This is a genomic window from Pseudomonas sp. LA5 (assembly GCF_028640825.1).
GTDB classification, from domain to species: Bacteria; Pseudomonadota; Gammaproteobacteria; order Pseudomonadales; family Pseudomonadaceae; genus Chryseomonas; species Chryseomonas aestiva.
The window spans coordinates 206,738-228,147 of the sequence record NZ_JAQYZY010000024.1 but is presented as its reverse complement, the minus strand read 5'-3'; the positions used below and the strand labels follow the sequence as shown (position 1 = coordinate 228,147).

21 protein-coding genes and 1 pseudogene are annotated in these 21,410 nt (G+C 66.9%); 9 read left to right on the top strand and 13 right to left on the bottom strand.

The window, feature by feature from the left end; translation table 11 throughout:
• Nucleotides 1-48: 48 nt before the first annotated feature.
• Entirely contained in the window at nucleotides 49-1,122 is a 1,074-nt protein-coding gene (mtnA, locus tag PVZ72_RS05880) for an S-methyl-5-thioribose-1-phosphate isomerase (RefSeq protein WP_158891754.1), read from the bottom strand.
• A gap of 118 nt (nucleotides 1,123-1,240) precedes the next feature.
• Here mtnA and PVZ72_RS05875 point away from each other — a divergent pair, with 118 nt between their 5' ends.
• Genes PVZ72_RS05875 through PVZ72_RS05860 form a run of 4 tightly spaced genes read left to right on the top strand, consistent with a single transcriptional unit; the run spans nucleotide 1,241 to nucleotide 4,715 of the window.
• Entirely contained in the window at nucleotides 1,241-2,566 is a 1,326-nt protein-coding gene (locus tag PVZ72_RS05875; RefSeq protein WP_133862477.1) for a TRZ/ATZ family hydrolase, read from the top strand.
• Nucleotides 2,567-2,598: 32 nt separating this feature from the next.
• Nucleotides 2,599-3,297: a bifunctional 2-polyprenyl-6-hydroxyphenol methylase/3-demethylubiquinol 3-O-methyltransferase UbiG gene (gene ubiG, locus PVZ72_RS05870; protein ID WP_007160470.1), complete on the top strand. Its 699-nt coding sequence runs from the start codon at nucleotides 2,599-2,601 to the stop codon at nucleotides 3,295-3,297.
• 3 nt (nucleotides 3,298-3,300) lie between these two features.
• Nucleotides 3,301-3,972: an N-acetylmuramic acid 6-phosphate phosphatase MupP gene (gene mupP, locus PVZ72_RS05865; protein WP_273861430.1), complete on the top strand. Its 672-nt coding sequence runs from the start codon at nucleotides 3,301-3,303 to the stop codon at nucleotides 3,970-3,972.
• Nucleotides 3,973-3,980: 8 nt separating this feature from the next.
• Complete coding sequence (locus tag PVZ72_RS05860) at nucleotides 3,981-4,715, top strand: YciK family oxidoreductase (RefSeq protein ID WP_273861429.1); 735 nt, start codon at nucleotides 3,981-3,983, stop codon at nucleotides 4,713-4,715.
• Between the two features lie 9 nt (nucleotides 4,716-4,724).
• On the opposite strand, the gene PVZ72_RS24155 is transcribed toward PVZ72_RS05860, so the two are convergent.
• From PVZ72_RS24155 to selD, 5 genes and pseudogenes are all read right to left on the bottom strand, one after another.
• Nucleotides 4,725-5,567 (bottom strand): methyl-accepting chemotaxis protein, encoded by an 843-nt coding sequence (locus PVZ72_RS24155; RefSeq protein ID WP_443218235.1) that lies wholly within the window; start codon nucleotides 5,565-5,567, stop codon nucleotides 4,725-4,727.
• A 42-nt stretch (nucleotides 5,568-5,609) separates the two neighbouring features.
• Nucleotides 5,610-5,798: pseudogene (locus PVZ72_RS24150) on the bottom strand (HAMP domain-containing protein); the annotation flags it as partial.
• 1,027 nt (nucleotides 5,799-6,825) lie between these two features.
• Nucleotides 6,826-7,116, bottom strand: coding sequence for a hypothetical protein (locus PVZ72_RS05850; RefSeq protein WP_273861427.1), 291 nt, complete (start codon nucleotides 7,114-7,116; stop codon nucleotides 6,826-6,828).
• Between the two features lie 78 nt (nucleotides 7,117-7,194).
• Nucleotides 7,195-8,295 carry a tRNA 2-selenouridine(34) synthase MnmH gene (gene mnmH, locus PVZ72_RS05845; RefSeq protein WP_273861426.1) on the bottom strand — a complete coding sequence of 367 codons (1,101 nt, stop codon included), beginning with the start codon at nucleotides 8,293-8,295 and terminating at the stop codon, nucleotides 7,195-7,197.
• Nucleotides 8,295-9,329, bottom strand: coding sequence for a selenide, water dikinase SelD (gene selD / locus PVZ72_RS05840; protein ID WP_273861425.1), 1,035 nt, complete (start codon nucleotides 9,327-9,329; stop codon nucleotides 8,295-8,297). Before selD ends, mnmH begins: the two co-directional genes overlap by 1 nt.
• 343 nt (nucleotides 9,330-9,672) lie before the next feature.
• On the opposite strand from selD, the gene PVZ72_RS05835 reads away from it, so the two are divergent.
• Nucleotides 9,673-10,863, top strand: coding sequence for a CynX/NimT family MFS transporter (locus tag PVZ72_RS05835; RefSeq protein WP_273861424.1), 1,191 nt, complete (start codon nucleotides 9,673-9,675; stop codon nucleotides 10,861-10,863).
• Here PVZ72_RS05835 and PVZ72_RS05830 read toward each other — a convergent pair.
• The 6 genes from PVZ72_RS05830 to PVZ72_RS05805 are packed head-to-tail and all read right to left on the bottom strand — an operon-like array spanning nucleotide 10,860 to nucleotide 14,858.
• On the bottom strand, nucleotides 10,860-11,669 hold the full coding sequence (locus PVZ72_RS05830; RefSeq protein ID WP_273861423.1) for a DUF4892 domain-containing protein: 810 nt from the start codon (nucleotides 11,667-11,669) through the stop codon (nucleotides 10,860-10,862). The genes PVZ72_RS05835 and PVZ72_RS05830 overlap by 4 nt on opposite strands.
• A 6-nt stretch (nucleotides 11,670-11,675) precedes the next feature.
• Nucleotides 11,676-12,557, bottom strand: coding sequence for an alpha/beta fold hydrolase (locus tag PVZ72_RS05825; RefSeq protein ID WP_273861422.1), 882 nt, complete (start codon nucleotides 12,555-12,557; stop codon nucleotides 11,676-11,678).
• Nucleotides 12,558-12,594: 37 nt separating this feature from the next.
• Nucleotides 12,595-13,032, bottom strand: coding sequence for a hotdog fold thioesterase (locus PVZ72_RS05820; RefSeq protein WP_187979950.1), 438 nt, complete (start codon nucleotides 13,030-13,032; stop codon nucleotides 12,595-12,597).
• A gap of 20 nt (nucleotides 13,033-13,052) precedes the next feature.
• Nucleotides 13,053-13,508 (bottom strand): phosphohistidine phosphatase SixA, encoded by a 456-nt coding sequence (sixA, locus tag PVZ72_RS05815; protein WP_187979951.1) that lies wholly within the window; start codon nucleotides 13,506-13,508, stop codon nucleotides 13,053-13,055.
• Nucleotides 13,505-13,804 carry a DUF4389 domain-containing protein gene (locus tag PVZ72_RS05810; protein WP_437179423.1) on the bottom strand — a complete coding sequence of 100 codons (300 nt, stop codon included), beginning with the start codon at nucleotides 13,802-13,804 and terminating at the stop codon, nucleotides 13,505-13,507. Before PVZ72_RS05810 ends, sixA begins: the two co-directional genes overlap by 4 nt.
• A 31-nt stretch (nucleotides 13,805-13,835) precedes the next feature.
• Entirely contained in the window at nucleotides 13,836-14,858 is a 1,023-nt protein-coding gene (locus PVZ72_RS05805; RefSeq protein WP_187979952.1) for an NAD(P)H-dependent glycerol-3-phosphate dehydrogenase, read from the bottom strand.
• Nucleotides 14,859-15,234: 376 nt separating this feature from the next.
• On the opposite strand from PVZ72_RS05805, the gene fabA reads away from it, so the two are divergent.
• The 3 genes from fabA to PVZ72_RS05790 all read left to right on the top strand — a co-directional run bounded on the left by fabA (nucleotide 15,235) and on the right by PVZ72_RS05790 (nucleotide 18,448).
• Nucleotides 15,235-15,750: a 3-hydroxyacyl-[acyl-carrier-protein] dehydratase FabA gene (fabA, locus tag PVZ72_RS05800; protein ID WP_187979953.1), complete on the top strand. Its 516-nt coding sequence runs from the start codon at nucleotides 15,235-15,237 to the stop codon at nucleotides 15,748-15,750.
• A gap of 11 nt (nucleotides 15,751-15,761) precedes the next feature.
• Nucleotides 15,762-16,979: a beta-ketoacyl-ACP synthase I gene (gene fabB, locus PVZ72_RS05795; protein WP_187979954.1), complete on the top strand. Its 1,218-nt coding sequence runs from the start codon at nucleotides 15,762-15,764 to the stop codon at nucleotides 16,977-16,979.
• Nucleotides 16,980-17,233: 254 nt separating this feature from the next.
• Nucleotides 17,234-18,448: a sugar MFS transporter gene (locus tag PVZ72_RS05790; protein ID WP_133862491.1), complete on the top strand. Its 1,215-nt coding sequence runs from the start codon at nucleotides 17,234-17,236 to the stop codon at nucleotides 18,446-18,448.
• Nucleotides 18,449-18,884: 436 nt separating this feature from the next.
• Here the strand turns inward: PVZ72_RS05790 and PVZ72_RS05785 are convergent, their stop codons facing one another.
• A complete protein-coding gene (locus PVZ72_RS05785; protein ID WP_187979955.1) occupies nucleotides 18,885-20,234 on the bottom strand; it encodes a dicarboxylate/amino acid:cation symporter in 1,350 nt (449 codons plus the stop codon).
• Nucleotides 20,235-20,609: 375 nt separating this feature from the next.
• Here PVZ72_RS05785 and PVZ72_RS05780 point away from each other — a divergent pair, with 375 nt between their 5' ends.
• Nucleotides 20,610-21,350, top strand: a complete 741-nt coding sequence (locus PVZ72_RS05780; protein WP_187979956.1) for a 4'-phosphopantetheinyl transferase family protein — start codon at nucleotides 20,610-20,612, stop codon at nucleotides 21,348-21,350.
• The last annotated feature ends 60 nt before the right edge of the window (nucleotides 21,351-21,410 follow it).

Below are 21,410 nucleotides of genomic sequence, written 5' to 3'. Positions count from 1 at the left end.
AGCGAAATTCTAACACATTCAGGGATGTATCCGCCCCTGGCGATCACCTCAATGCAGGCGTCGACGATTCATCAGCTCGGCCATCTTCTTGGCGTCCGGACGCTCCACCACACCGCGCTCGGTGACGATGGCGTCGATGAGATCGGCCGGGGTGACGTCGAACACCGGATTGAAGGCCTCCACGCCGGCGGCGATGCGCTGCCCGCCCACTTCCAGCAACTCGTGACCGGCGCGTTCCTCGATGGGGATGTCGTCACCGGACGCGAGCTTCATGTCGATGGTGGAACTGGGCGCCACCACCATGAAGCGCACCCCGTGGTGCATGGCGATGACCGCTAGGTTGTAGGTGCCGATCTTGTTGGCCACGTCGCCATTGGCGGTGATGCGATCGGCGCCGACGATCACCCAGGCGACGTTGCGCGTCTTCATCAGGTGCGCCGCGGCGGCATCGGCGTTGAGGCTGACCGGGATGCCCTCCCCGGCCAGTTCCCAGGCGGTCAGGCGCGAGCCCTGCAGCCAGGGACGGGTCTCGTCGGCGTGGACGCATTCCACCAGACCATCCAGGTGCGCAGCGCGCAACACGCCCAGGGCAGTGCCGAAGCCGCCGGTGGCCAGGGCGCCGGTATTGCAGTGGGTCAGGAAGGTCTGCTTGCTGGCGTCGTGCTTGCGGATCAGCTCGACACCCAGCTGGGCCATGGTCAGGTTGGCTTCGCGATCGCTCAGGTGAATGGCTATCGCCTCGGCTTCCAGCGCCGCCAGGGCACCCTCCCCCGCGGTGCGCGCCAAGCGCTCGCGCATCCGGTTGAGCGCCCAGAACAGGTTGACCGCGGTGGGCCGCGAGGCCGCCAGCAGTTCGAAGTCGGCGTTGACGGTCGCTTGCCAGTCCTCGCCCGCCGCGGCGCGCTGGCGGGCACCCAGCACCACGCCATAGGCGGCGCTGATGCCGATGGCCGGCGCGCCTCGCACCAGCATGTCGCGGATGGCCTGGGCCACCTCGGCGGCGCCGTGACAGGCGACCCAGTGTTCGCGCAGCGGCAACAGGCGCTGGTCGAGCAGGTGCAGGGCACCGTCCCGCCACTCGATCGCCTTGATCTTTTCCGCCGCCAGCAGACGCTCTCGCATGATCTTTCCTCGACCTGAATCTGTAGCCCGCCAGTATACCGGCATCGGCGTGCGGATTTAGCGGTAGCGCCGCAAGGACCGCTATACTGCCGGCTCGCCCCTCTTGGAACCGCCGCAGATGCCCACCCCCGCGCCCCTGGACCTCTTGTTGCTCCCCAGCTGGATCGTGCCGGTGGAGCCTGCCGGAGTGGTCCTGCGCGATTACGCGCTGGGTGTGCGCGACGGCTGCATCGCCCTGCTCGCCCCGCGCAGCGAGGCCTTGCGCCATCCGGCCAAGGAGACCCTGGAGCTGCCGGGCAAGGTGCTGATCCCCGGACTGATCAATGCCCACGGCCACGCCGCCATGACGCTGTTTCGCGGCATGGCGGACGACCTGCCGCTGCAGACCTGGCTGCAGGATCACATCTGGCCCGCCGAAGGCCGCTGGGTCGACGAGGATTTCGTCCGTGACGGCACCACCCTGGCCATCGCCGAGCAGATCCGTGGCGGCATCACCTGCTTCTCGGACATGTACTTCTATCCCCAGGTGGCTTGCGAGGCGATCCATCGCACCGGCGTACGCGCCCAGGTCTGCCTGCCAATCCTCGATTTCCCGATTCCCGGCGCCCGTACCGCCGACGACATGATCCGCCGCGGCCTGGAACTGTTCGACGACATGAAGCTGCACGAGCGCATCAGCGTGGCCTTCGGCCCCCATGCGCCCTACACCGTGGCCGACGCCAAGCTCGAAGAGATCCTGGTGCTGGCCGAGCAGTTGCAGGCACCGATCCAGATGCACGTCCACGAGACGGCCTTCGAGGTGGAGCAGGCGCTGGAGCAGACCGGCGAACGGCCGCTCAGCCGGCTGCGCCGTCTGGGTCTGCTCGGCCCGCGTTTCCAGGCCGTGCATATGACCCAGGTGGACGACGAGGACCTGGAAAACCTGGTCGAAACCAACAGCCACGTCATCCACAGTCCCGAGTCCAACCTCAAGCTGGCCAGCGGCTTCTGCCCGGTGGAGCGCCTCTGGCAGGCCGGCGTCAATGTCGCCATCGGCACCGACGGCGCGGCCAGCAACAACGACCTCGATCTGCTCGGCGAGACCCGTACCGCGGCCCTGCTGGCCAAGGCCGTCGCCGGCTCGGCTACCGCCCTGGATGCCCATCGCGCGTTGCGCATGGCCACCCTGAACGGCGCCCGCGCCCTGGGCCTGGAGCGCTGCCTGGGCTCGCTGGAGATCGGCAAGGCGGCCGACCTGACCGCCGTCGACCTCAGCGGCCTCGCCCAGCAGCCGCTCTATGATCCCGTCTCGCAACTCATCTACGCCACCGGCCGCGATCGCGTCAGCGACGTCTGGGTCGGCGGCGTGCCGCTGCTGCGCCAGAGCGAACTCGTGCGCCTGGACGAGGCCGAACTCATAGCCAATGCGCAGCAGTGGGCCACCCGTATCCAGCAGGGCGCCTGACGCGCCCCGCTCCCTTGCCTCTGGAGAACACCATGTCCAACGTCGATAACGCCGAGATCGCCAAGTTCGAGGCCCTCGCCTACCGCTGGTGGGACCGCGAGAGCGAATTCAAGCCGCTGCACGACATCAACCCGCTGCGCGTCAACTGGATAGACCAGCACGCCGGCCTAGCCGGCAAGAAGGTGCTGGACGTCGGCTGCGGTGGCGGCATCCTCAGCGAAGCCATGGCCCAACGTGGTGCCCAGGTGACCGGCATCGACATGGCCGAGGCGCCCCTGGCGGTGGCCCGGCTGCACCAGCTGGAATCCGGCGTGCCGGTGGAATACATCCAGGAGACCACCGAGGACCACGCGCGCAAGCACGCCGGCACATACGACGTGGTGACCTGTCTGGAGATGCTCGAACACGTGCCGGATCCCTCGTCGGTGATCAAGGCCTGCCACGACCTGGTCAAGCCGGGCGGTCAGGTGTTCTTTTCCACCATCAACCGCAATCCCAAGGCCTATCTGTTCGCCATCGTCGGCGCCGAATACGTGCTGCGCCTGCTGCCGCGCGGTACCCACGATTTTCGCAAGTTCATCCGCCCCTCGGAACTGGGCGCCTGGGCGCGTGCGGCCGGCCTCAATCTGCGTGACGTCATCGGCCTCACCTACAACCCGCTGACCAAGAGATACAAGCTGGAAGGCGACGTGACGGTGAACTACATGGTGCGCACCCAGCGCGAGGACTAGGCCATGCGTCTGCAAGCGGTCCTTTTCGACATGGACGGCACCCTGCTGGACACGGCGCCGGATTTCATCGCCATCATCCAGGCCATGCGCCAGGACCAGGGCCTGGCAGCGGCCGACGAGGCCCGCCTGCGTGGCGTCATTTCCGGCGGTGCCAAGGCGATGATCCTGGCCGGCTTCGAGGTCGATCCGCTGGGCGCCGAACTCGAACCGCTGCGCCTGGAATTCCTCGAGCGCTACCAGACGCAGTGCGCGGTCCATACCCGGCTGTTCGACGGCATGCAGGAGATCCTGCGCGATCTCGACGCCGCCCGGCTGCGCTGGGGCGTGGTGACCAACAAGCCGGTGCGCTTCGCCGAGCCCATCATGCAGCGCCTGGGCCTGGCCGAGCGCTCGGCCTGCCTGGTCTGCCCGGACCACGTCACGCACAGCAAGCCGGACCCGGAGATGGTGGTGCTGGCCTGCCGGCAACTGGATGTCGATCCCCAGACCGCCCTGTTCATCGGCGACGACCAGCGCGACATCGAGTCGGGCCGCGCCGCCGGCAGCAAGACGGTGGCGGCGCGCTACGGCTACATCCATCCGGACGACCACCCCGAGCACTGGGGTGCCGACGCCATCATCGACCATCCGCTGGAATTGCGTGCGCTGCTCGATCGCGCACTGTGCGGCTGCTAGGGGTTCAGATGTTCGACTACCAGGCTCCGGCCGAGCTGCTCAAAGACCGTATAATCCTCGTCACCGGCGCCGGTCGCGGCATCGGCGCCGCCCTGGCCAAGGGCTGCGCCGCCCTGGGCGCGACCCTCATCCTCCAGGGCCGCGATGCCGCGGCGCTGGATCAGGTGCGCCAGGAGATCCAGGCCGGCGGCGGCCGGGCCGAGCCCCTGGTGCTGGATCTCGAACAGGCCGATGCGGCGGCCTATGCTGCCGTCGCTGAGCGCTTGCAGCGACGTCATGGTCGTCTGGATGGACTGGTGCACAACGCCGGCCTGCTGGGGCCGCGGGTACTGCTGGAGCAGACGCCCGCCACGGCCCTGGCGCAGGTGCTGCAGGTCAATGTCCAGGCCGGCTTCGCCCTGACCCAGGCCCTGCTGCCCCTGCTCAAGGCTGCCGGTGAGGCCTCGGTGATCTTCACCTCCAGCAGTGTCGGTCGCAAGGGCCGGGCTGGCTGGGGCGCCTATTCGGTGTCCAAATTCGCCACCGAGGGCCTGATGCAGGTCTGGGCCGAGGAGCTTGGAGAAGCCGGTATCCGGGTCAACAGCGTCAACCCGGGCGGTACCCGTACCGCCATGCGCGCGGCGGCCTATCCCGAGGAGGACCCGGCCCGGGTGCCTGCGGCGGACGCCATCCTGCCGGTCTATCTCTATCTGCTCGGCCCGGCCAGCCAGGGCACCACCGGCCAGGCGCTCAACGCTCAGTAACAGCGCCGGTCAGACGTGGAAGCGCTGCACCAGGCGCGAGAGTTCGTCACCCAGCTCGGCCAGCTCGCGGCTGGCCGAGGCCGTCGCCGCCATCGCCTGACTGGATTGATCGGCGCCGTCGCGAATGCGTGTCACATTGACCGCGACCTCTTCAGCCACCCCACGCTGCTGGACCGCCGCCGCGGCGATCTGCTGATTCTTCTGCTGGATGCTGGCCACCGCCGTGGCGATACCGGCAAAGGCGCGCCGCGTGTCACCGGCACTGCCCAGGGTCCCGGCCAGCAGGGTCTCGCTCTGCTGCATCCGCGCGACCGCCTCGCCACTGCCCTTCTGCAGCACCACGATGAGTTGTTCGATCTCGACGCTCGACTGCTGGGTACGGCGCGCCAGGGCGCGGACCTCGTCGGCGACCACGGCGAAGCCGCGACCCTGTTCCCCGGCGCGCGCCGCCTCGATGGCCGCGTTGAGCGCCAGCAGATTGGTCTGCTCGGCCACCGCCTTGATCACGTCGAGCACGCTGCTGATCGCCTGGCTGTCGTGGGACACGCCCTGGAGCCGCTCGGCAGCGGCGCGAACGTCCACCCCCAGGGTCTCGATACCGGCCAGGCTGCGGCCGATCACCGCCTGGCCATCGCTGACCTGGCGTTCGGCCTGATCGCCGGCACCGGCAGCGGCCTCGGCGTCCGCGGCGACCCCCTGGGCCGTGGCGGCCAGTTCGGCCATGGCCGCGGCCACCTGATCGGTTTCCTCCCGCTGGCGGGTCACGCCCAGCTGCGCCTCGCGCGCCTGCTCGGCCAGGGCGGCCGCGGACTGGCCGAGTCGGCCGATACCGTTCTGCAACTGCAGGACCATGCCGCGCAGCGCCGCCACCATGCTGGCGCTGGATCTCTGCAGCTGGCCGATCTCGTCGCCCCGATCCACCGTCAATTCGACGTCCAGCTGACCCTGGGCGATGCGTTCGGCAGCGGCGATCACCTTGCGCAGCGGCCGAACGATGGCCAGGGTGATGATCAGCGCAGCCAGGGCGCCGACGATCAACGCCAGCAGGGCCACGCCACCGATGGTCAGCAGGCGCTTGGTCATCATCGCCTGCAGTTCGACTTCCTGTTGGCCGTAGAGGGCATCGACCCGCTGCACGGCGGTCTCGGCCAGGCTGGTCATGCGTGCGCCGGCGGCCTGCTCCTGAGCCAGGGCGGCGGCATAGTCGCCCAGGCGGCGGATGAATTCCTTGATATTGGTGGAGACGTCCTGGATGACCGAGGAATAGGCCGGATCGCTCAGTTGCGGCTCCACCTTGGCCAGCAATTCGAGGGCGGCGCTGGCCGAAGGCAGCGGCTGGTCGTCCACCGTGCTCTTGCTCGCCCGCGCCTGGGCTTCGTCGAGGCTCTTGAGCATCAGGCGATAGAGTTCGCCGACCTGCTGCGACAGGGTCAGGAGTTCGGCGCCCTGCTTGCCGCCGGAGTCCTTGAGGGCATAGGCGCCGTCATCCAGCAGGCCGGACTGGAGGATGTCCAGGCTGTTGGCCGCGCCCTCCACGAGGAAGGCCGCCCCCTCCATGGCCAGACGGCGTGAGGTGTTGAGGCGTTCATAGTCGGCGAAGGCGGCGCCGTAGGCCTGGGTGGCCGCGCGGGCGGCGTCGATATCGGCCGCGTTGGCACTGCCCACCTCGGCCGCGAGCTGCCCCAGGTGATCGAGTACCGCCGGCAGCGCCTGCCGCAGGTGCTCGGCCTGGGTGGCCTCGCCGCTGAGGCGAAAACCCTGCTCCAGGGCGCGGAGCTGCATCACCTGCCGGTTGACCGCGGCCATGTCGCGCAGGGAACCGAAGCGATGTTCCACGTCCTTGAGCGCGAGCCCGCCCTGCAAGGCCACCACCAGGGTCAGCAGCAGCACCAGGCCAAAGCCCACGGCCAGTTTGGTCGCGGTTCGCCAATTGGCCAGGCGATAGCGGGCAATCCCTTTCATACGGCACCCCAACGGAATGAGTTCTACCGACGCTGTCGTCCGCAGAAGCCTATTCTTGAGGGGTTGGGGGCTAACGGGCCGTTATCCGTCGCACGCGGTTATGCCGACGTCGCTTTGAATGGTGGCCGTTTGCCAGCCGTACGACCACTCAACGACCGGCGCGGGACTCGCGAATATAGAAGCTCGCCTTTTCCGCATTCTTCACACAGCCGGTGTAGGCCTCGACCTGCTGTTGCGTCTTGGCGGTGGACAGCAGCGCCAGCGCCTTGGAATAGCTCACCGTACCGGAAAAGCCTTCGGCCTTGGCCAGGTCGAGCTCCTGCCAGGCGGAACGGGTCTGGGCGGCGCAGCTATCGCGATTGACCACCTTGCCCGAGCACCCTGCGAGTACCACGGCAGCCAGGGTGGCGGCCAGAACAGGAACCAGTTTCGCGTTCATCTCTTTGTCTCCTTGCGACCTGCAGCCGGCCGGAACGGCCGGATAACCGCAGCGTAGACCGCCAAGCGCGGAGGCTGTTCAGCGTCGGTCGCGCAGAAATTCGACCACGGCGGCCTGATCGCCGCTGAAGATCACCCGGGAGGCCTTGCTCTCGCGCTGATAGGCGTACATGGGATCGTAGTATTCCACCAGCAGTCCCTCGATCCAGCCACGATGGACCGCGACGTCGCCCGAGCGCGCCTGCTCCGCCAGGGCCTCTTCAAGAATGGCCGAGAGGCGCTGGAAGCGTTCCCCGCCCAGACGCTTGGCGATACCGGAAAGACTCTTGCGCAACTGCTCGGCGAACAGCGCGAAGCCCTGCTCGGGGCCGTGCAGGCCGATGAATTCCGCTGCCAGGTCGATGACATAGTCGCGCAGGATGCGCTCGATGCGGTTTTCCCGGCTGTCCTCCAGCCAGACCAAGGGGTACTGCTGCATGCCCTGGTGCAATTCCAGCGGCAGGGAGCAGCGACCGACCAGGCGCGACTCGTCTTCCAGCACGAATTGCGCCTGCCCTGCATGGCGACGCCGCAGCAGGTCGATGGCCAGGCTGTTCTCGAAATCGATCTGCCCCGGCTGCGGCGTAGCGCGCTTGCCGAAACTGGAGCCCCGGTGGTTGGCATGCCCCTCCAGATCGACGGCATTAGCGAGCTGGGCCACCACTTCGGTCTTGCCGGTGCCGGTCATGCCGCCCACCACCACGAAGCCGCACTCGGCGAGCGCCTGCTGCAGCGTGTCGATGAGGAAGGTGCGCATGGCCTTGTAGCCCCCTACCACCCGCGGATAGGCGATACCGGCTTCGCTGCGCAGCCATTCCTGGCTGATCTGCGAGCGCAAGCCGCCACGGAAGCAATAGAGATAGCCCTCGGGATGCGCCTGGGCGAAGTCGGCCCAGGCCTGGATGCGCGCCTCCTTCACTGTCCCGGACACCAGCTGATGACCCAGTTGCAACGCCGCCTGCTGACCCTGCTGCTTGTAGCGGGTACCGACGCGCTGGCGTTCCAGGTCATTCATCAGCGGCAGATTGGTCGCCTGGGGAAAGGCGCCCTTGCCGAACTCCACGGGGGCGCGGACATCGACCAGGGGAATATCGCTCAGGAACAGCGCCTGCAGGTCGCGGGCATCCTCACGCTGGCTCATCAGGCCACCTCGACCGTATGGGCGCGCCGGTCCACCAGTTGCCCTATGGGTTGCAGGGCCAGGCCCAGTTCCGCAGCGACGGCGAGAAATTCCGCCTCGCCCTCGGGCGCCACGGCCACCAGCAGGCCGCCGCTGGTCTGGGGATCGCACAGCAGTTGGCGGCGGTCTTCGGCTAGCGGGGCGATACGGCTGCCGTAGCTGTCGAAATTGCGCTCGGTACCGCCGGGCACGCAGCCCTGCTGGAGGTAGAACTCCACCCCTTCGAGGCGGGGGATGGCAGCGAAGTCGAGTTCGGCGGTGAGGCCACTGCCGTCGGCCATCTCCACCAGGTGGCCGAGCAGGCCGAAGCCGGTGACGTCGGTCATCGCCGTGACCCCGGCCAGGCGGCCGAAGCGACTGCCCGGACGATTGAGCTGGCACATGGTGTCGCGCGCCAGATGGCGATCCTCGGGCCGCAGCAGGGCGCGTTTCTCGGCGGTGGTGAGGATGCCGATGCCCAGCGGCTTGGTCAGATAGAGGCGGCTGCCCAGGGTCGCGGTGTCGTTACGCTTGAGATGGCGCTTTTCCACGATCCCAGTGACGGCCAGGCCGAAGATCGGCTCGGGGGCGTCGATGGAATGACCGCCAGCCAGGGGAATGCCGGCCTCGTCGCAGACCCGCCGACCACCGGCGATGACCTCGCGCGCCACTTCCGGCGGCAGCACGTTGACCGGCCAGCCGAGGATGGCGATGGCCAGCAGCGGATCGCCCCCCATGGCGTAGATGTCGCTGATGGCATTGGTGGCGGCGATGCGGCCGAAATCGAAGGGGTCATCGACGATGGGCATGAAGAAATCGGTGGTGGAGACCACCCCGCGCTCGTCGTCCAGGCCATAGACCGCCGCGTCGTCGCGCGAGGCATTGCCCACCCACAGCCGTGGATCCAGGTGCTGGGCGCCGCTGCCGGCCAGGATGGTCTCCAGGGTCTTGGGGGCGATCTTGCAGCCGCAACCGGCACCGTGGCTGTATTGGGTGAGGCGAATGGGATCGGTCATCGTTACTCCGGTTCAGCGGTGGCGCTGGTTCGACAGGCAGCGCTAAGGGGCGTAATAGTAGCAAATGCCCGTCTGCTGGCGGGCACCGGCCGCGCTTAACAGATCGCCCGCCAAAGCAAAAGGGCTGTTTTCCGAGGGTAATCCACAGTTGCTGTGGATAACCTCGTGGAAAACCTCCAGCTGACCCCGGACAAGCGAGCGGCGGTGCGGCGATTGACGAACTGGCGATTTTTTAGCCGGTCCGCCAACTATTTTTTCCCGCTGCAGGGTAGCGAATGGAAGCGCCGTGCGTTATGGCCAGGGTGCGCTAGCATTGGCGGTTTCCCCGGTCATAGCAGTGCTCATGTCTTCCTCAGCGACTTCCCATCTCACGTCCTGGCAACGCGGCCTGCTGCTCGCCAGCCTCATGCTCATCGCCCTCAACCTGCGCCCGGCCCTCTCCAGCCTGGCGCCCCTGCTGCGGCAGATCGAGGCCAGCACGGGCCTGTCCAGCAGTGCCATCGGCCTGCTCACCACCTTGCCGGTGCTCTGCCTGGGGCTGTTCGCGCCCCTGGCTCCGCGCCTGGCGCGCCGCTGGGGCAGCGAACGCACCCTGGGCGCCATCCTGGCGCTGCTCGCCTGTGGCATCGTCCTGCGCAGCCTGCTGCCGCCCCTTGGGCTGTTTCTCGGCAGCCTGATCGCCGGCGCCTGCATCGGCATCCTTGGCGTACTGCTGCCGGCCCTGGTCAAGCGCGACTTTCCCGCCCAGGCCGGCCAGTTGATGGGGCTCTACACCATGATGCTGTGCATTGGCGCCGCCGTGGCCGCCGGGGCCACCGCGCCCCTTGCCGAAGCCTTCGACGGCCACTGGCAGCCCGCCCTCGCCTCCTGGGCCCTGGTCGCCGTGATCGCGCTGCTGGTGTGGCTGCCACAACTGCGCCAGGCGCCCATGACCGCGCCAACGCGGGGTGCTGGCGGCTCGCTGTGGCGCAATCGGCTGGCCTGGCAGATCACCCTCTACATGGGCTTGCAGTCGTCGCTGGCCTATATCGTCTTCGGCTGGCTGCCGACCCTGCTGATGGATCGCGGCCTGGGCATGGTGCAAGCCGGCCTGATGTTGTCGGGCTCGGTGATGACCCAGCTGGTCAGCGCCCTCACCGCCCCCTGGCTGGCGACCCGCGGCCAGGACCAGCGCCTGGCCATCGTGGTGGTGATGAGTCTGACCCTCGCCGGCTTGCTCGGCTGCCTGTACGCCCCCGTCGGCAGTCTCTGGCTGTGGGCGGTGATCCTCGGCCTGGGCCAGGGCGGCACCTTCAGCCTGGCCCTCGCCCTGCTGGTGCTGCGCTCGCGGGATGCGGAAACCGCCGGGCGGCTGTCGGGCATGGCCCAGGGCGCGGGCTACAGCCTGGCCTCGCTCGGTCCACTGCTGGTGGGCATCATCCACGACGCCACCCACGGCTGGGCGCCCATGGGCGTGCTCTTTACCCTGATCGCCGTGCTGGCCACGCTGTTCGGCCTGGGCGCAGGACGGACCCGCTACGTCAACGACGTCTAGCGGCGATAGAGCCCGGCGGCCCGACCGGCTTCGGTCTGCAGCCGCGGCGCGCGGATTCCCGCCTCGCGCAGGGCGCTCTGCCAGGCTGCGGCCTGGTCGCCGCCGAGGGTCACCGCCACATCGCCATTGAGCGCCAGGGCCGCCGCGAGGCGGGCGATCCAGGGTTGCTCTGGCGCCCGCTCCAGGGCGGACAAGAGCAGCTGGCCGTCGCGCTGCAATTCCTTGAGCAGGGTGGCGGCGCTCGGCAACAGTTCAGGCAGGGGCTGGCCGGCCTGCAGCCGTTCGGCATGCAGGTAGCCGCGACGATTGCCACGGGTGATGCCATAGAGGGTCAGCACCGTCTGCGGCTCCGCCAGTTGCAGCACCAGCAGCCCCTGCTGATCATCCGGCCCATAGAGCATGGCTTCGCCCAACAGGCTGTTGGCGATGACACTGCTGGCGCCGCAATCACGCCCCTCGCACCAGTAGAGCAGCGTCGCGCCCTGCTGCTGCAGGCGCTGCCGTTCGCTGTCCAACCGTGCCAGCGGCGGATGACCGCTGGCCAGTTCGAAGGTCTGGGTCAGCAACTGACCTTCCAGCTGGAGCGAGTCCTCCAGGCGCAGACGACCGCCAATGCGACTGACCGGCCCCAGTGGATAGAGGCGTTCGGCGCTGGCCGGTCCGCTTTCGCGCACGAGCTGGGCATGATCCATGGGCGCGATCTCCGGCAATACCTCCGCCTGCGCCATCCCGGTGGACAACAGCAGGCCGATCAGCAGAGAGCGTCGAACGGAGGAAAAGCGCGGGCAAAACGGACGGCTAGGCATGCCGCATTATTCGTCGTGCCCGGTGCCGGCGGCAAAGAAGGCATTGAAACAATCTGCGACGGCCTGGGCGCCCGCGGCATCGTCCAGATGCAGATGGTGCCCGCCCGGCAGTTCATGGAGACGGACATTCGGCTGCTGCCGCGCCAGGCACATGGCCTCGGCATGGGGCGCCACCAGGCCGCCCGTGGCCACCACCAGCGCTGTCGGGCAGCGGACGGCGCCCAGGCAGGCGGCGGCCTGTTCCGGCGTGAAGCGGATCCGGCTGGGCAGGCGCAAGCGCGGATCGGAGCGCCAGGTGTAGCCGCCGGGCACCGCCATCAGGCCGCGCTCGGCAAGCAACTCGGCAGCTTCGCGACTGACCGTCAGGGCGCCCTTCAACCGCGCCGCCACGGCGTCTTCCACTGTGGCGTAGACCGGCTTGCGCCGATTGGGCACTTCCAGTTCGGCGAGCAAGGCCCTGCCCAGCTTCTCGGCGACCTCCTCCGCCGGCGTGGTGTAGGGCAGCAGGCCATCGATCAGCGCCAGGCGCTCGATCTGCTCCGGCAGGGCGGCGGCGGCGATGACGCCAACGATGGCCCCCATGGAATGCCCGAGCAGGCCGAAGCGGTCCCAGCCCAGTTGCCGGGCGGCGGCGAGCACATCCAGCCCGTAGTCCTGAATGGCATAGCCAACGCCCGCGGGCCGATGTGCCGACAGGCCATGTCCGGGCAGGTCCAGCGCGACGATGCGCAGACCGTGCAGCCGCGGGGCGAGCTGGGCGAAGGTCATGGCATTGTCGAGCCAGCCATGCAGCGCCAGCACCGGATAGCCGTCTTCCGGGCCGAACACCCGGGCGCTCAGTTCGATATGAGGCAACTCCAGACGCAATTCCTGCACCTGGGCGGTCATGCGCTGGCCTCCCCTGCCAGCCAGACGCTGGTCATGGCTAGGAGGCGTCCCGTTGCAGCGGCACCACGGCCACGGTCAGGCGCGAGACGCAGGTCAGGCGTCCCTCCTCATCGCTCAGACGGATATCCCAGACATGGCTGCTGCGCCCCAGATGCAGGGGCCGGGCCACCGCCGTCACCCGCCCGGACCGGACGCCGCGCAGGTGGTTGGCATTGATTTCCTGACCCACGCAGTAGAAGCGCGAGCGATCCACGCAGAGCATGCTGGCGATCGAGCCCACGGTTTCCGCCAGGGCCACCGAGGCGCCGCCATGCAGCAGCCCCATCGGCTGGTGGGTGCGGCGGTCGACCACCATGCTGGCGGTCAGGCTGCTGTCGTCCCAGGCCTCGATGCGCATGTCCAGGTGTTCGGCCAGGGTGTTCTCGAGCGCACGCTCGAGGTCCGCGGGATCCGGAAGGGTCTGCCAGATGCTCATGTACTTTCCTTGCAAGGGCGTCAGCCGTGGAAGCGACTGACCAGATCGAAACCGCCGGCCAGGGGCAGTGGCGCTTCCAGGCACAGCAGGGAGGCGGTGCCCAGGGCCACCGGCGCCTGCCGATGACCGTGCAGCAACCAGCCGGCCAGTTCACCGACGAAGGGGTTGTGGGTGACCAGCAACAGCTCCTCCACCTCCAGCAGCGCCAGTTCCTGCAGGGCATGTTCCGGCGCGCCGTCGGGCGTGGCCCAGGAGACGTTGCGCACCTCGCCCGACCAGCCCAGTTGTTGCCGGACCAGGGCCGCCGTCTGCTGCGCCCTGACATAGGGACTGGCGAGGATGAGCTGCAGCTCCGCATCCTTGAGCTGCAAGGCGCTGCGCAACACCTCGGCGCGACCGGCCGCGGTGAGCTCGCGCACCTCGTCGCTCGGCGCTCGCGCTTCGGCTTCGCCATGGCGCAGCAGCCAGAGCCTCATGGCGCGGTGGCGGAGCGGTCGTCGGGTTGCGCGGTGGCCGGCCAGTCGGCGAAGGGCCAGGGCTTCACTTCGCTGGCGAAGGTGCCGAAGCGGACGATCTGCGCCAGATAGGTGCCCAGGGCGGCGCCGAAGGCGATCAGCCCGGGATGGGCCTCGCCCTTGATCAGGCGCACCACCAGTTGCACCAGTACCACCACCGCCAGCACGTACTGCGCACCCAGCCAGACGAACAGGAACAGCAGCATCCAGATCAGGCGCAGGCCCAGCAGCTCGCGGGAATGCTCGGGTTGAGACATGGGAATTCCTCTTTTCAGACAGTGTAGCGGCTCAAGTAAAAGGGGCGTCCGCCACATCGACATCGGTCTTGGGTTCGCCGCCCATCAGGGCCTCAATCACCTGGCCCAGGCTGCGACCCTCGAACAGGATCGCATAGAGGCCGTTGACCAGGGGCATGTAGACGCCCAGCTCATCCGCTTTTTCCTTGAGCACGCGCAGGGTGTTGACGCCCTCGGCGGTCTCGCCGATCTGCGCCACCGCCTCGGCCAGGGTCTGTCCCCGACCGAGGGCATGGCCCACCCGGTAGTTGCGGCTCTTCTCCGACGAGCAGGTCACGATCAGGTCCCCCACCCCGGCCAGGCCCAGGTAGGTGATGGGATTGGCGCCACGCTGCACGGCGAAGCGGGTCATCTCGGCCAGGGCCCGGGTGATCAGCATGCTGCGGGTGTTCTCGCCCATCGCCAGGGCCGCGGCCATGCCGGCGATGATGGCGTAGACGTTCTTCAGGGCACCGGCCAACTCCACGCCGAGGCGGTCGGCGCTGGCATAGACGCGGAAGGTGCGACCGTGCAGCGCCGCCTGGACCCGTCGGCAGACCTCTTCGTCTTCGCTGGCCACCACCGTGGCGGTGAGCTGGTGCTCGGCGATCTCGCGAGCCAGGTTGGGCCCGGAGATGATGCCGATGCGCGCCCGCGGCACAATTTCCGCGAGGATCTCGCTCATCAGCATGAAGGAATGCGCCTCGATGCCCTTGGTGGTGCTGACCAGAAAACGCCCTTCCAGTTGCTGGGCGATGGGCGCCAGCGCCTGGCGCAGCGCGCTGGACGGCAGCGCCACCAGGATCAGCTCGCAGCCCTGGATGGCACCCTGCAGGTCGCTGGTGGCCTCCACCGCGGCGTGCACCTTGATGCCCTTCAGATAGCGCGGATTCTCGCGTTCGCGACGGATGGTCTCGGCCTGCTGCGGATCACGCATCCACAGGCGCACCGGCAGCCCGTTCTCGGCGACCAGATTGGCCAGGGCGGTACCGAAACTGCCGCCGCCCAGGACGGCGATGGGGGATTGGACTGTCATCGAAACTCTCGGCTTCACCGCGATCGCGCGGCCTCGTCGCCAGTATACGGCAGCCGCTCGCGCGGCTCAGAGCCTGTTCATGATCTGCTGCGCGTCGGACAAACGGCGTTGAAAAGCCCTTCGGAATGCTCATTTACCACTCGTAAACTCCGCTTCCTCAGGCCTTTTCGCCTTGTTTGGCTCTAGCTCGCGTGATCCTGAACAGGCTCACAGGATGGAGAATTGACTGCGGAAAGTGCACAATGGTCCGTTAACGAGCGGGGCGCTGGCCTGTGACTTTCCCCATGCCCCGGCAGTCTACTGCTACACGAAGCCATACCCAGAGCGACCATTGGAGTCGCCAGAGCCTGGACCTAGGCCAGCTACAGGAGCTTGCATGACCAAACAACACGCCTTTACCTACGAAGACTTGCTGCGCTGCAGCCGTGGCGAGCTCTTCGGTGCGGGCAATGCCCAATTGCCCGCACCGAACATGCTGATGATCGATCGGATCGTGCATATCAGTGAGGTAGGCGGGAAATACGGCAAGGGCGAACTGGTGGCGGAACTCGATATCCGTCCCGACCTCTGGTTCTTCGGCTGCCATTTCGAAGGCGATCCGGTGATGCCGGGCTGCCTGGGCCTGGATGCCATGTGGCAGCTGGTCGGTTTCTACCTTGGCTGGCAGGGCAATCCGGGTCGCGGTCGCGCCCTGGGCTCTGGCGAAGTGAAGTTCTTCGGCCAGGTACTGCCGACCGCCAAGAAGGTCACCTACAATATCCATATCAAACGCACCATCAACAGGTCGCTGATTCTCGCCATCGCCGATGGCACCGTAAGCGTGGACGGCCGCGAGATCTACTCCGCCGAAGGTCTGCGCGTTGGCCTGTTCACTTCCACCGATAGCTTCTAAGGGCTTTTCGCATGCGTCGCGTCGTCATTACCGGTCTGGGTATCGTTTCGTGCCTGGGCAATGATAAAGACACCGTTTCCGCCAACCTGCGCGCAGGCCGTGCCGGCATCCGTCACAATCCGGAATATGCCGAGATGGGTCTGCGCAGTCAGGTTTCCGGTTCCATCGACCTGAACCTCGAAGAATTGATCGACCGCAAGGTCAAGCGCTTCGTCGGCGATGCCGCTGCCTACGCCTATCTGGCGATGGAGCAGGCGATCAAGGACTCCGGCCTGGCCGAAGACCAGGTTTCCAACCCCCGTACCGGCCTGATCGCCGGCTCCGGTGGCGCTTCCACCTTCAACCAGATGGAAGCCCTGGACATCCTGCGCGAGAAGGGCGTCAAGCGCGTCGGTCCCTACCGCGTGACCCGGACCATGAGCAGCACGGTTTCCGCCTGCCTGGCCACTCCCTTCAAGATCAAGGGCCTGAACTACTCCGTAGCCTCGGCCTGCGCCACCAGCGCCCACTGCATCGGCCTGGCCATGGAGCAGATCCAGCTCGGCAAGCAGGACGTCGTCTTTGCCGGCGGCGGCGAGGAAGAGCACTGGACCCAGAGCATGCTGTTCGATGCCATGGGCGCGCTCTCCAGCGACTACAACGAGACGCCGGAAAAGGCTTCCCGTGCCTACGACAGCAAGCGTGACGGTTTCGTCATCGCCGGCGGCGGCGGCATGGTGGTGGTCGAGGAACTCGAACACGCCCTGGCCCGTGGCGCCAAGATCTACGCAGAGATCGTCGGCTACGGCGCGACCTCCGATGGCTACGACATGGTCGCCCCGAGTGGCGAAGGCGCTATCCGCTGCATGCAGCAGGCGCTGTCCACCGTCGATGGCGAGATCGACTACCTGAACACCCACGGCACCTCCACCCCGGTGGGCGACGTGGCAGAGATAAAGGGCGTGCGCGCTGTGTTCGGCGACAAGGCTCCGGCCATCAGCTCGACCAAGAGCCTGTCCGGCCACTCCCTGGGCGCGGCCGGTGTGCACGAGGCCATCTACTGCATGCTGATGATGGAGGGCAGCTTCATCGCCGGCTCGGCCAACATCGACGAACTGGATCCGGAGGTCGCCGACCTGCCGATCCTGCGCGAGACCAAGGAAGACGCCAAGCTGGACCTCATCATGAGCAACAGCTTCGGCTTCGGCGGCACCAACGCCACCCTGGTCCTGAAGCGCTGGCAGGGCTGACAGCCCTCGCTTGTGTGACCCAAACGGCGCCTCTGGCGCCGTTTTTCATTTCCGGCTCCTGCCCGGCTGAACCGGTCACAGGCCCCGCGGTCGAAGGCGCCGGCACTTCGCCTGCGAACCTCCAGGAAGAATGGATTCAGCAGCGTGAATAGCTTAATCTCGCGCCGCTTCGCTGTGTCTGCGCAGCCGCCCTAGACAGCGCTGTCCGGACATGCCGGACAGAAACAAGAAACTGTAGTACCCATGGAGCCCCAATGCACAATCAAAACCAGAGCTACCGCGGACCCTTGATCGTCCTCACCATGCTGTTCTTCATGTGGGGTCTGATCACCTCGCTGAACGACATTCTCATTCCCCACCTCAAGGCGGTCTTCACCCTCAGCTATCTGCAGGCCTCGCTGATCCAGTTCTGCTTCTTCACCGCCTACTTCATCGTGTCCTTCCCGGCAGGTCGCCTGGTGGAAAGCCTGGGCTACAAGAAGGGCATCATCGTTGGCCTGCTCACCGCCGGCGTCGGTTGCGTGCTGTTCTACCCGGCGGCCGGAGCCCAGTCCTACGGCTTCTTCCTGACCGCCCTGTTCGTGCTGGCGGCCGGTATCACCGTGCTGCAGGTGGCAGCGAATCCCTATGTCACCATCCTCGGCAAGCCGGAAACCGCGGCCTCGCGCCTCAACCTGACCCAGGCCTTCAACTCCCTGGGTACCACCGTCGGCCCTCTGGTGGGCGCGGTGACCATCCTGGCGCTGGTCGGTGAAGACTCCGCCGCCCACTCGGTGCAGCTGCCCTACCTGATCCTGGCCGGCATGCTGGTGGCTCTGGCGGTGATCATCGGCCTCTTCCGCCTGCCGCAGATCAAGGACACCGAACAGGACAACACCACTGACGAGAACGCCCTGACCGCCAGCAGCGTCTGGGCCTATCGCCACCTGCTGCTCGGCGTGGTCGGCATCTTCATGTACGTGGGTGCGGAAGTCTCCATCGGCAGCTACCTGGTGAGCCTGATGGAAAGCCCGGACGTAGCCGGCCTGAACGCCGCCACCGCCGCCAAGTACCTGTCGTTGTACTGGGGTGGCGCCATGATCGGTCGCTTCATCGGCGGCGTGATCATGACCAAGGTACGGCCGAATCTGGTGCTGACCTTCAACGCCATCGCCATTGGCGTACTGCTGGCCATCGCCGTGCTGCAGGGTGGCAAGGTCGCCATGTGGTCCCTGCTGGCCATCGGTTTCTTCAACTCCATCATGTTCCCGACGATCTTCTCCCTGGCACTCAAGGGCCTGGGCAAGTTCACCTCCAAGGGTTCGGGCCTGCTGTGCATGGGTATCGTGGGTGGCGCGCTGGTGCCGGCCATCCAGGGCTACTTCGCTGACACCATCGGCCTGCTGCCCTCCTTCCTGATCCCGCTGGTCTGCTACCTCTACATCCTGTTCTACGGCGTGATGGGCTATCGCCCCACCCTGCGTCGCTGATCCTCCCCCGAAGCGCTGGCGGCCTGCCAGCGCTTCGCCCCTCCTGCCGCTACCCGTTCCTACCCCCTATCCCTCTGCCTCGACAACCCGGCTGCGACCAGGCTGCCTGGCGGGTCGTACGCGCCGGCCCGAAGCTCGCGGGTCATTCCCTCAGCCCCTACCAAACCCTCGGCAAGAGGGCGCTCGCAAGACCCGCCCAGGACGCGCTGCTGCCCTTCGCCCAGCCCGGCTGCCGCTCCGCTCGTGACGGAGCTGCCGCCCTGACACCCTGGCCGTCACCCTGAGCCCCGTCGACTGACCGCTCGGCACTCTCAGCCAGGCACGCCACCGCCGCCCCCCCCCACTGAATCCTGCACAAAAGAAAACGCCCGTATCTTTCGATACGGGCGTTTGGCAGTTACCGCAGGACCGCTCCAGGAACGGCCTTGCGTCAGGCTCAGGCAGTCTGGCGGGCTTCCTCGACTTCGACGGCGTTCGGGCCGCGAGCGAGCTCGGTCTTCAAGGTCTGCTCGTCCAGCTGGCCGCACCACTTGGCGACCACGATGGAGGCCACGCCGTTGCCGACCAGGTTGGTCAGGGCGCGGGCTTCGGACATGAAGCGGTCGATACCCAGGATCAGCGCCAGGCCGGCGACCGGTACGTGACCGACGGCGGACAGGGTGGCGGCCAGCACGATGAAGCCGCTACCGGTGACGCCCGCAGCGCCCTTGGAGGAGATCAGCAGCACCAGCAGCAGGGTGATCTGGTGGGTGATGTCCATCTGGGTATTGGTGGCCTGGGCGATGAACACCGCAGCCATGGTCAGGTAGATGGCGGTACCGTCGAGGTTGAAGGAGTAGCCGGTGGGGATCACCAGGCCAACCACCGACTTCTCGGCGCCCAGCTTCTGCATCTTGGTCAGCATGCGCGGCAGGGCGGACTCGGAGGACGAGGTACCCAGCACGATCAGCAGTTCTTCACGGATGTACTTGATGAACTTGAGGATGCTGAAGCCGTGCATGCGCGCTACGGCGCCCAGCACCAGCAGCACGAACAGCAGGCAGGTGATGTAGAAGCAGGCCATCAGGTAGCCCAGCTGCACCAGGGTGCCGACGCCGTATTTGCCGATGGTGAACGCCATGGCACCGAAGGCGCCGATGGGGGCGAGCTTCATGATGACGTTGATGATGTTGAAGAAGACGTGGGAGATGCGGTCGATGAAGTTGAACACCAGTTGACCGGTCTCGCCCAGGCGATGCAGGGCGTAGCCGAACAGCACGGCGAAGAACAGGACCTGCAGGATCTCACCGGTAGCGAAGGCGTTGACGACCGTCGAGGGGATGATGTTCAGCAGGAAATCGATGGTGGTCTGCTTTTCCGCGGCAGCGGCATAGGCCGCGATGCCCTTGGTGTCCAGGGTGCTGACGTCGACGTTCATGCCGGCGCCCGGCTGGACGATGTTGACCACGATCAGACCGATCAGCAGCGCGATGGTGGAGAAGATCTCGAAGTACAGCAGCGCCATGCCGCCGGTCTTGCCCACGGCCTTCATGTTCTGCATGCCGGCGATACCGGTCACCACGGTGCAGAAGATGATGGGTGCGATGACCATCTTGATCAGCTTGATGAAACCGTCACCCAGGGGCTTCATGGCAGCGCCGGTCTGGGGATAGAAGTGGCCGAGCAAGATGCCCAGGACGATCGCCAGGATCACCTGGAAGTAGAGACTCTTGTAGAGCGGCTGCTTGACGGGCACCTTGGGCGCGGGAGCTGTGGTAGTTGTTGTTGTGTCGACGGTTGCTGTCATGGCTCGATCCCTTGTGGCCACTGCCTGACGTCCTGTCTGAGTGGGCACTGCTGAAAGTGGCTCTCTCATCCTGAGAGCTTTTTGTTGTGGATCCGGTGGCCGTGCGACGGTGACACCAGCATCTGGCGAGATATAAGCAATCGCCGTTCCACTTCTTGGTGCGCAATCAAAGGGCCAGCTTTCATGCACCTTTCAGTCGAAAGTCTAGTTGCCAGCGGCGGGCGGAACCCCGCCATCCGACGGAAACCGGCGGAAATCCCCCCAGGGCCGAGGCGGTTTTCCGCCAGCCGGAGTCGGTAGTCGACTATTCTTTGCGCGCCTTTTCATCGGAGCCCGTCGTGATCCGTTGCTGTCTTCCCCGAGTGGTCGGCTGAGATGCCTGCCCTGCCCGCTTCCGACCTGCCCGGCTGCTGCACGCCGCCCGAGCCGCTGCCACCCCTGGCTGTCGAGCTCGACGCCCTGGCCCTGCGGCACTGCCGCTTCGATCCCGCCCAAGTGAGCTTCGAGCGCGACGCCCTGCGCCTCGGCGCCCTGCCGCCGGACAACATCCGTCGCGCCGTGGCCAAGCGCCAGGCCGAATACCTGGCCGGTCGTCTCTGCGCCCGCGAGGCCCTGCGCCAGTTGAGCGGCACCGCCGTCGTCCCCGGCCATCGCACTACGGACCGTGGGCCCGCCTGGCCTTCCGGCTGGGTCGGTGCCATTACCCACAGCCATGGCTGGGCGGCCGCCGTGGTGGGCAAGGCAGGGGACTACCTGGGCCTTGGCCTGGACGTGGAAACCCTGCTCGAACCTGACAAGGCCCTGCGCCTGGCCGAGCAGATCCTCACCCCGGCCGAACGGGAACGCCTGCAGTCGCTGGACGAAAGGCAGCAGGCCTTTGCCATCACCCTGGCCTTTTCCGCCAAAGAGAGTCTGTTCAAGGCGCTGCATCCCCAGGTCGGGCAGATGTTCTTCTTCCAGGACGCCGAGATCCTCGCCATGGATCCCGGCGGCAGCTTCGATCTCCGGCTGCTGATCGAGCTGTCGCCGCGCTGGTCCGCCGGAACCGCGTTGCGCGGTCACTTCCGCCTGGACGAAGAAGATCGGCTGTTGACGCTGGTCGCGCCTCGTCACTGAGTGACGCTATATAGAGGAAGCCTGCGCTGGTCGATCAGGCGCACGGACGCCGGCCGAGGC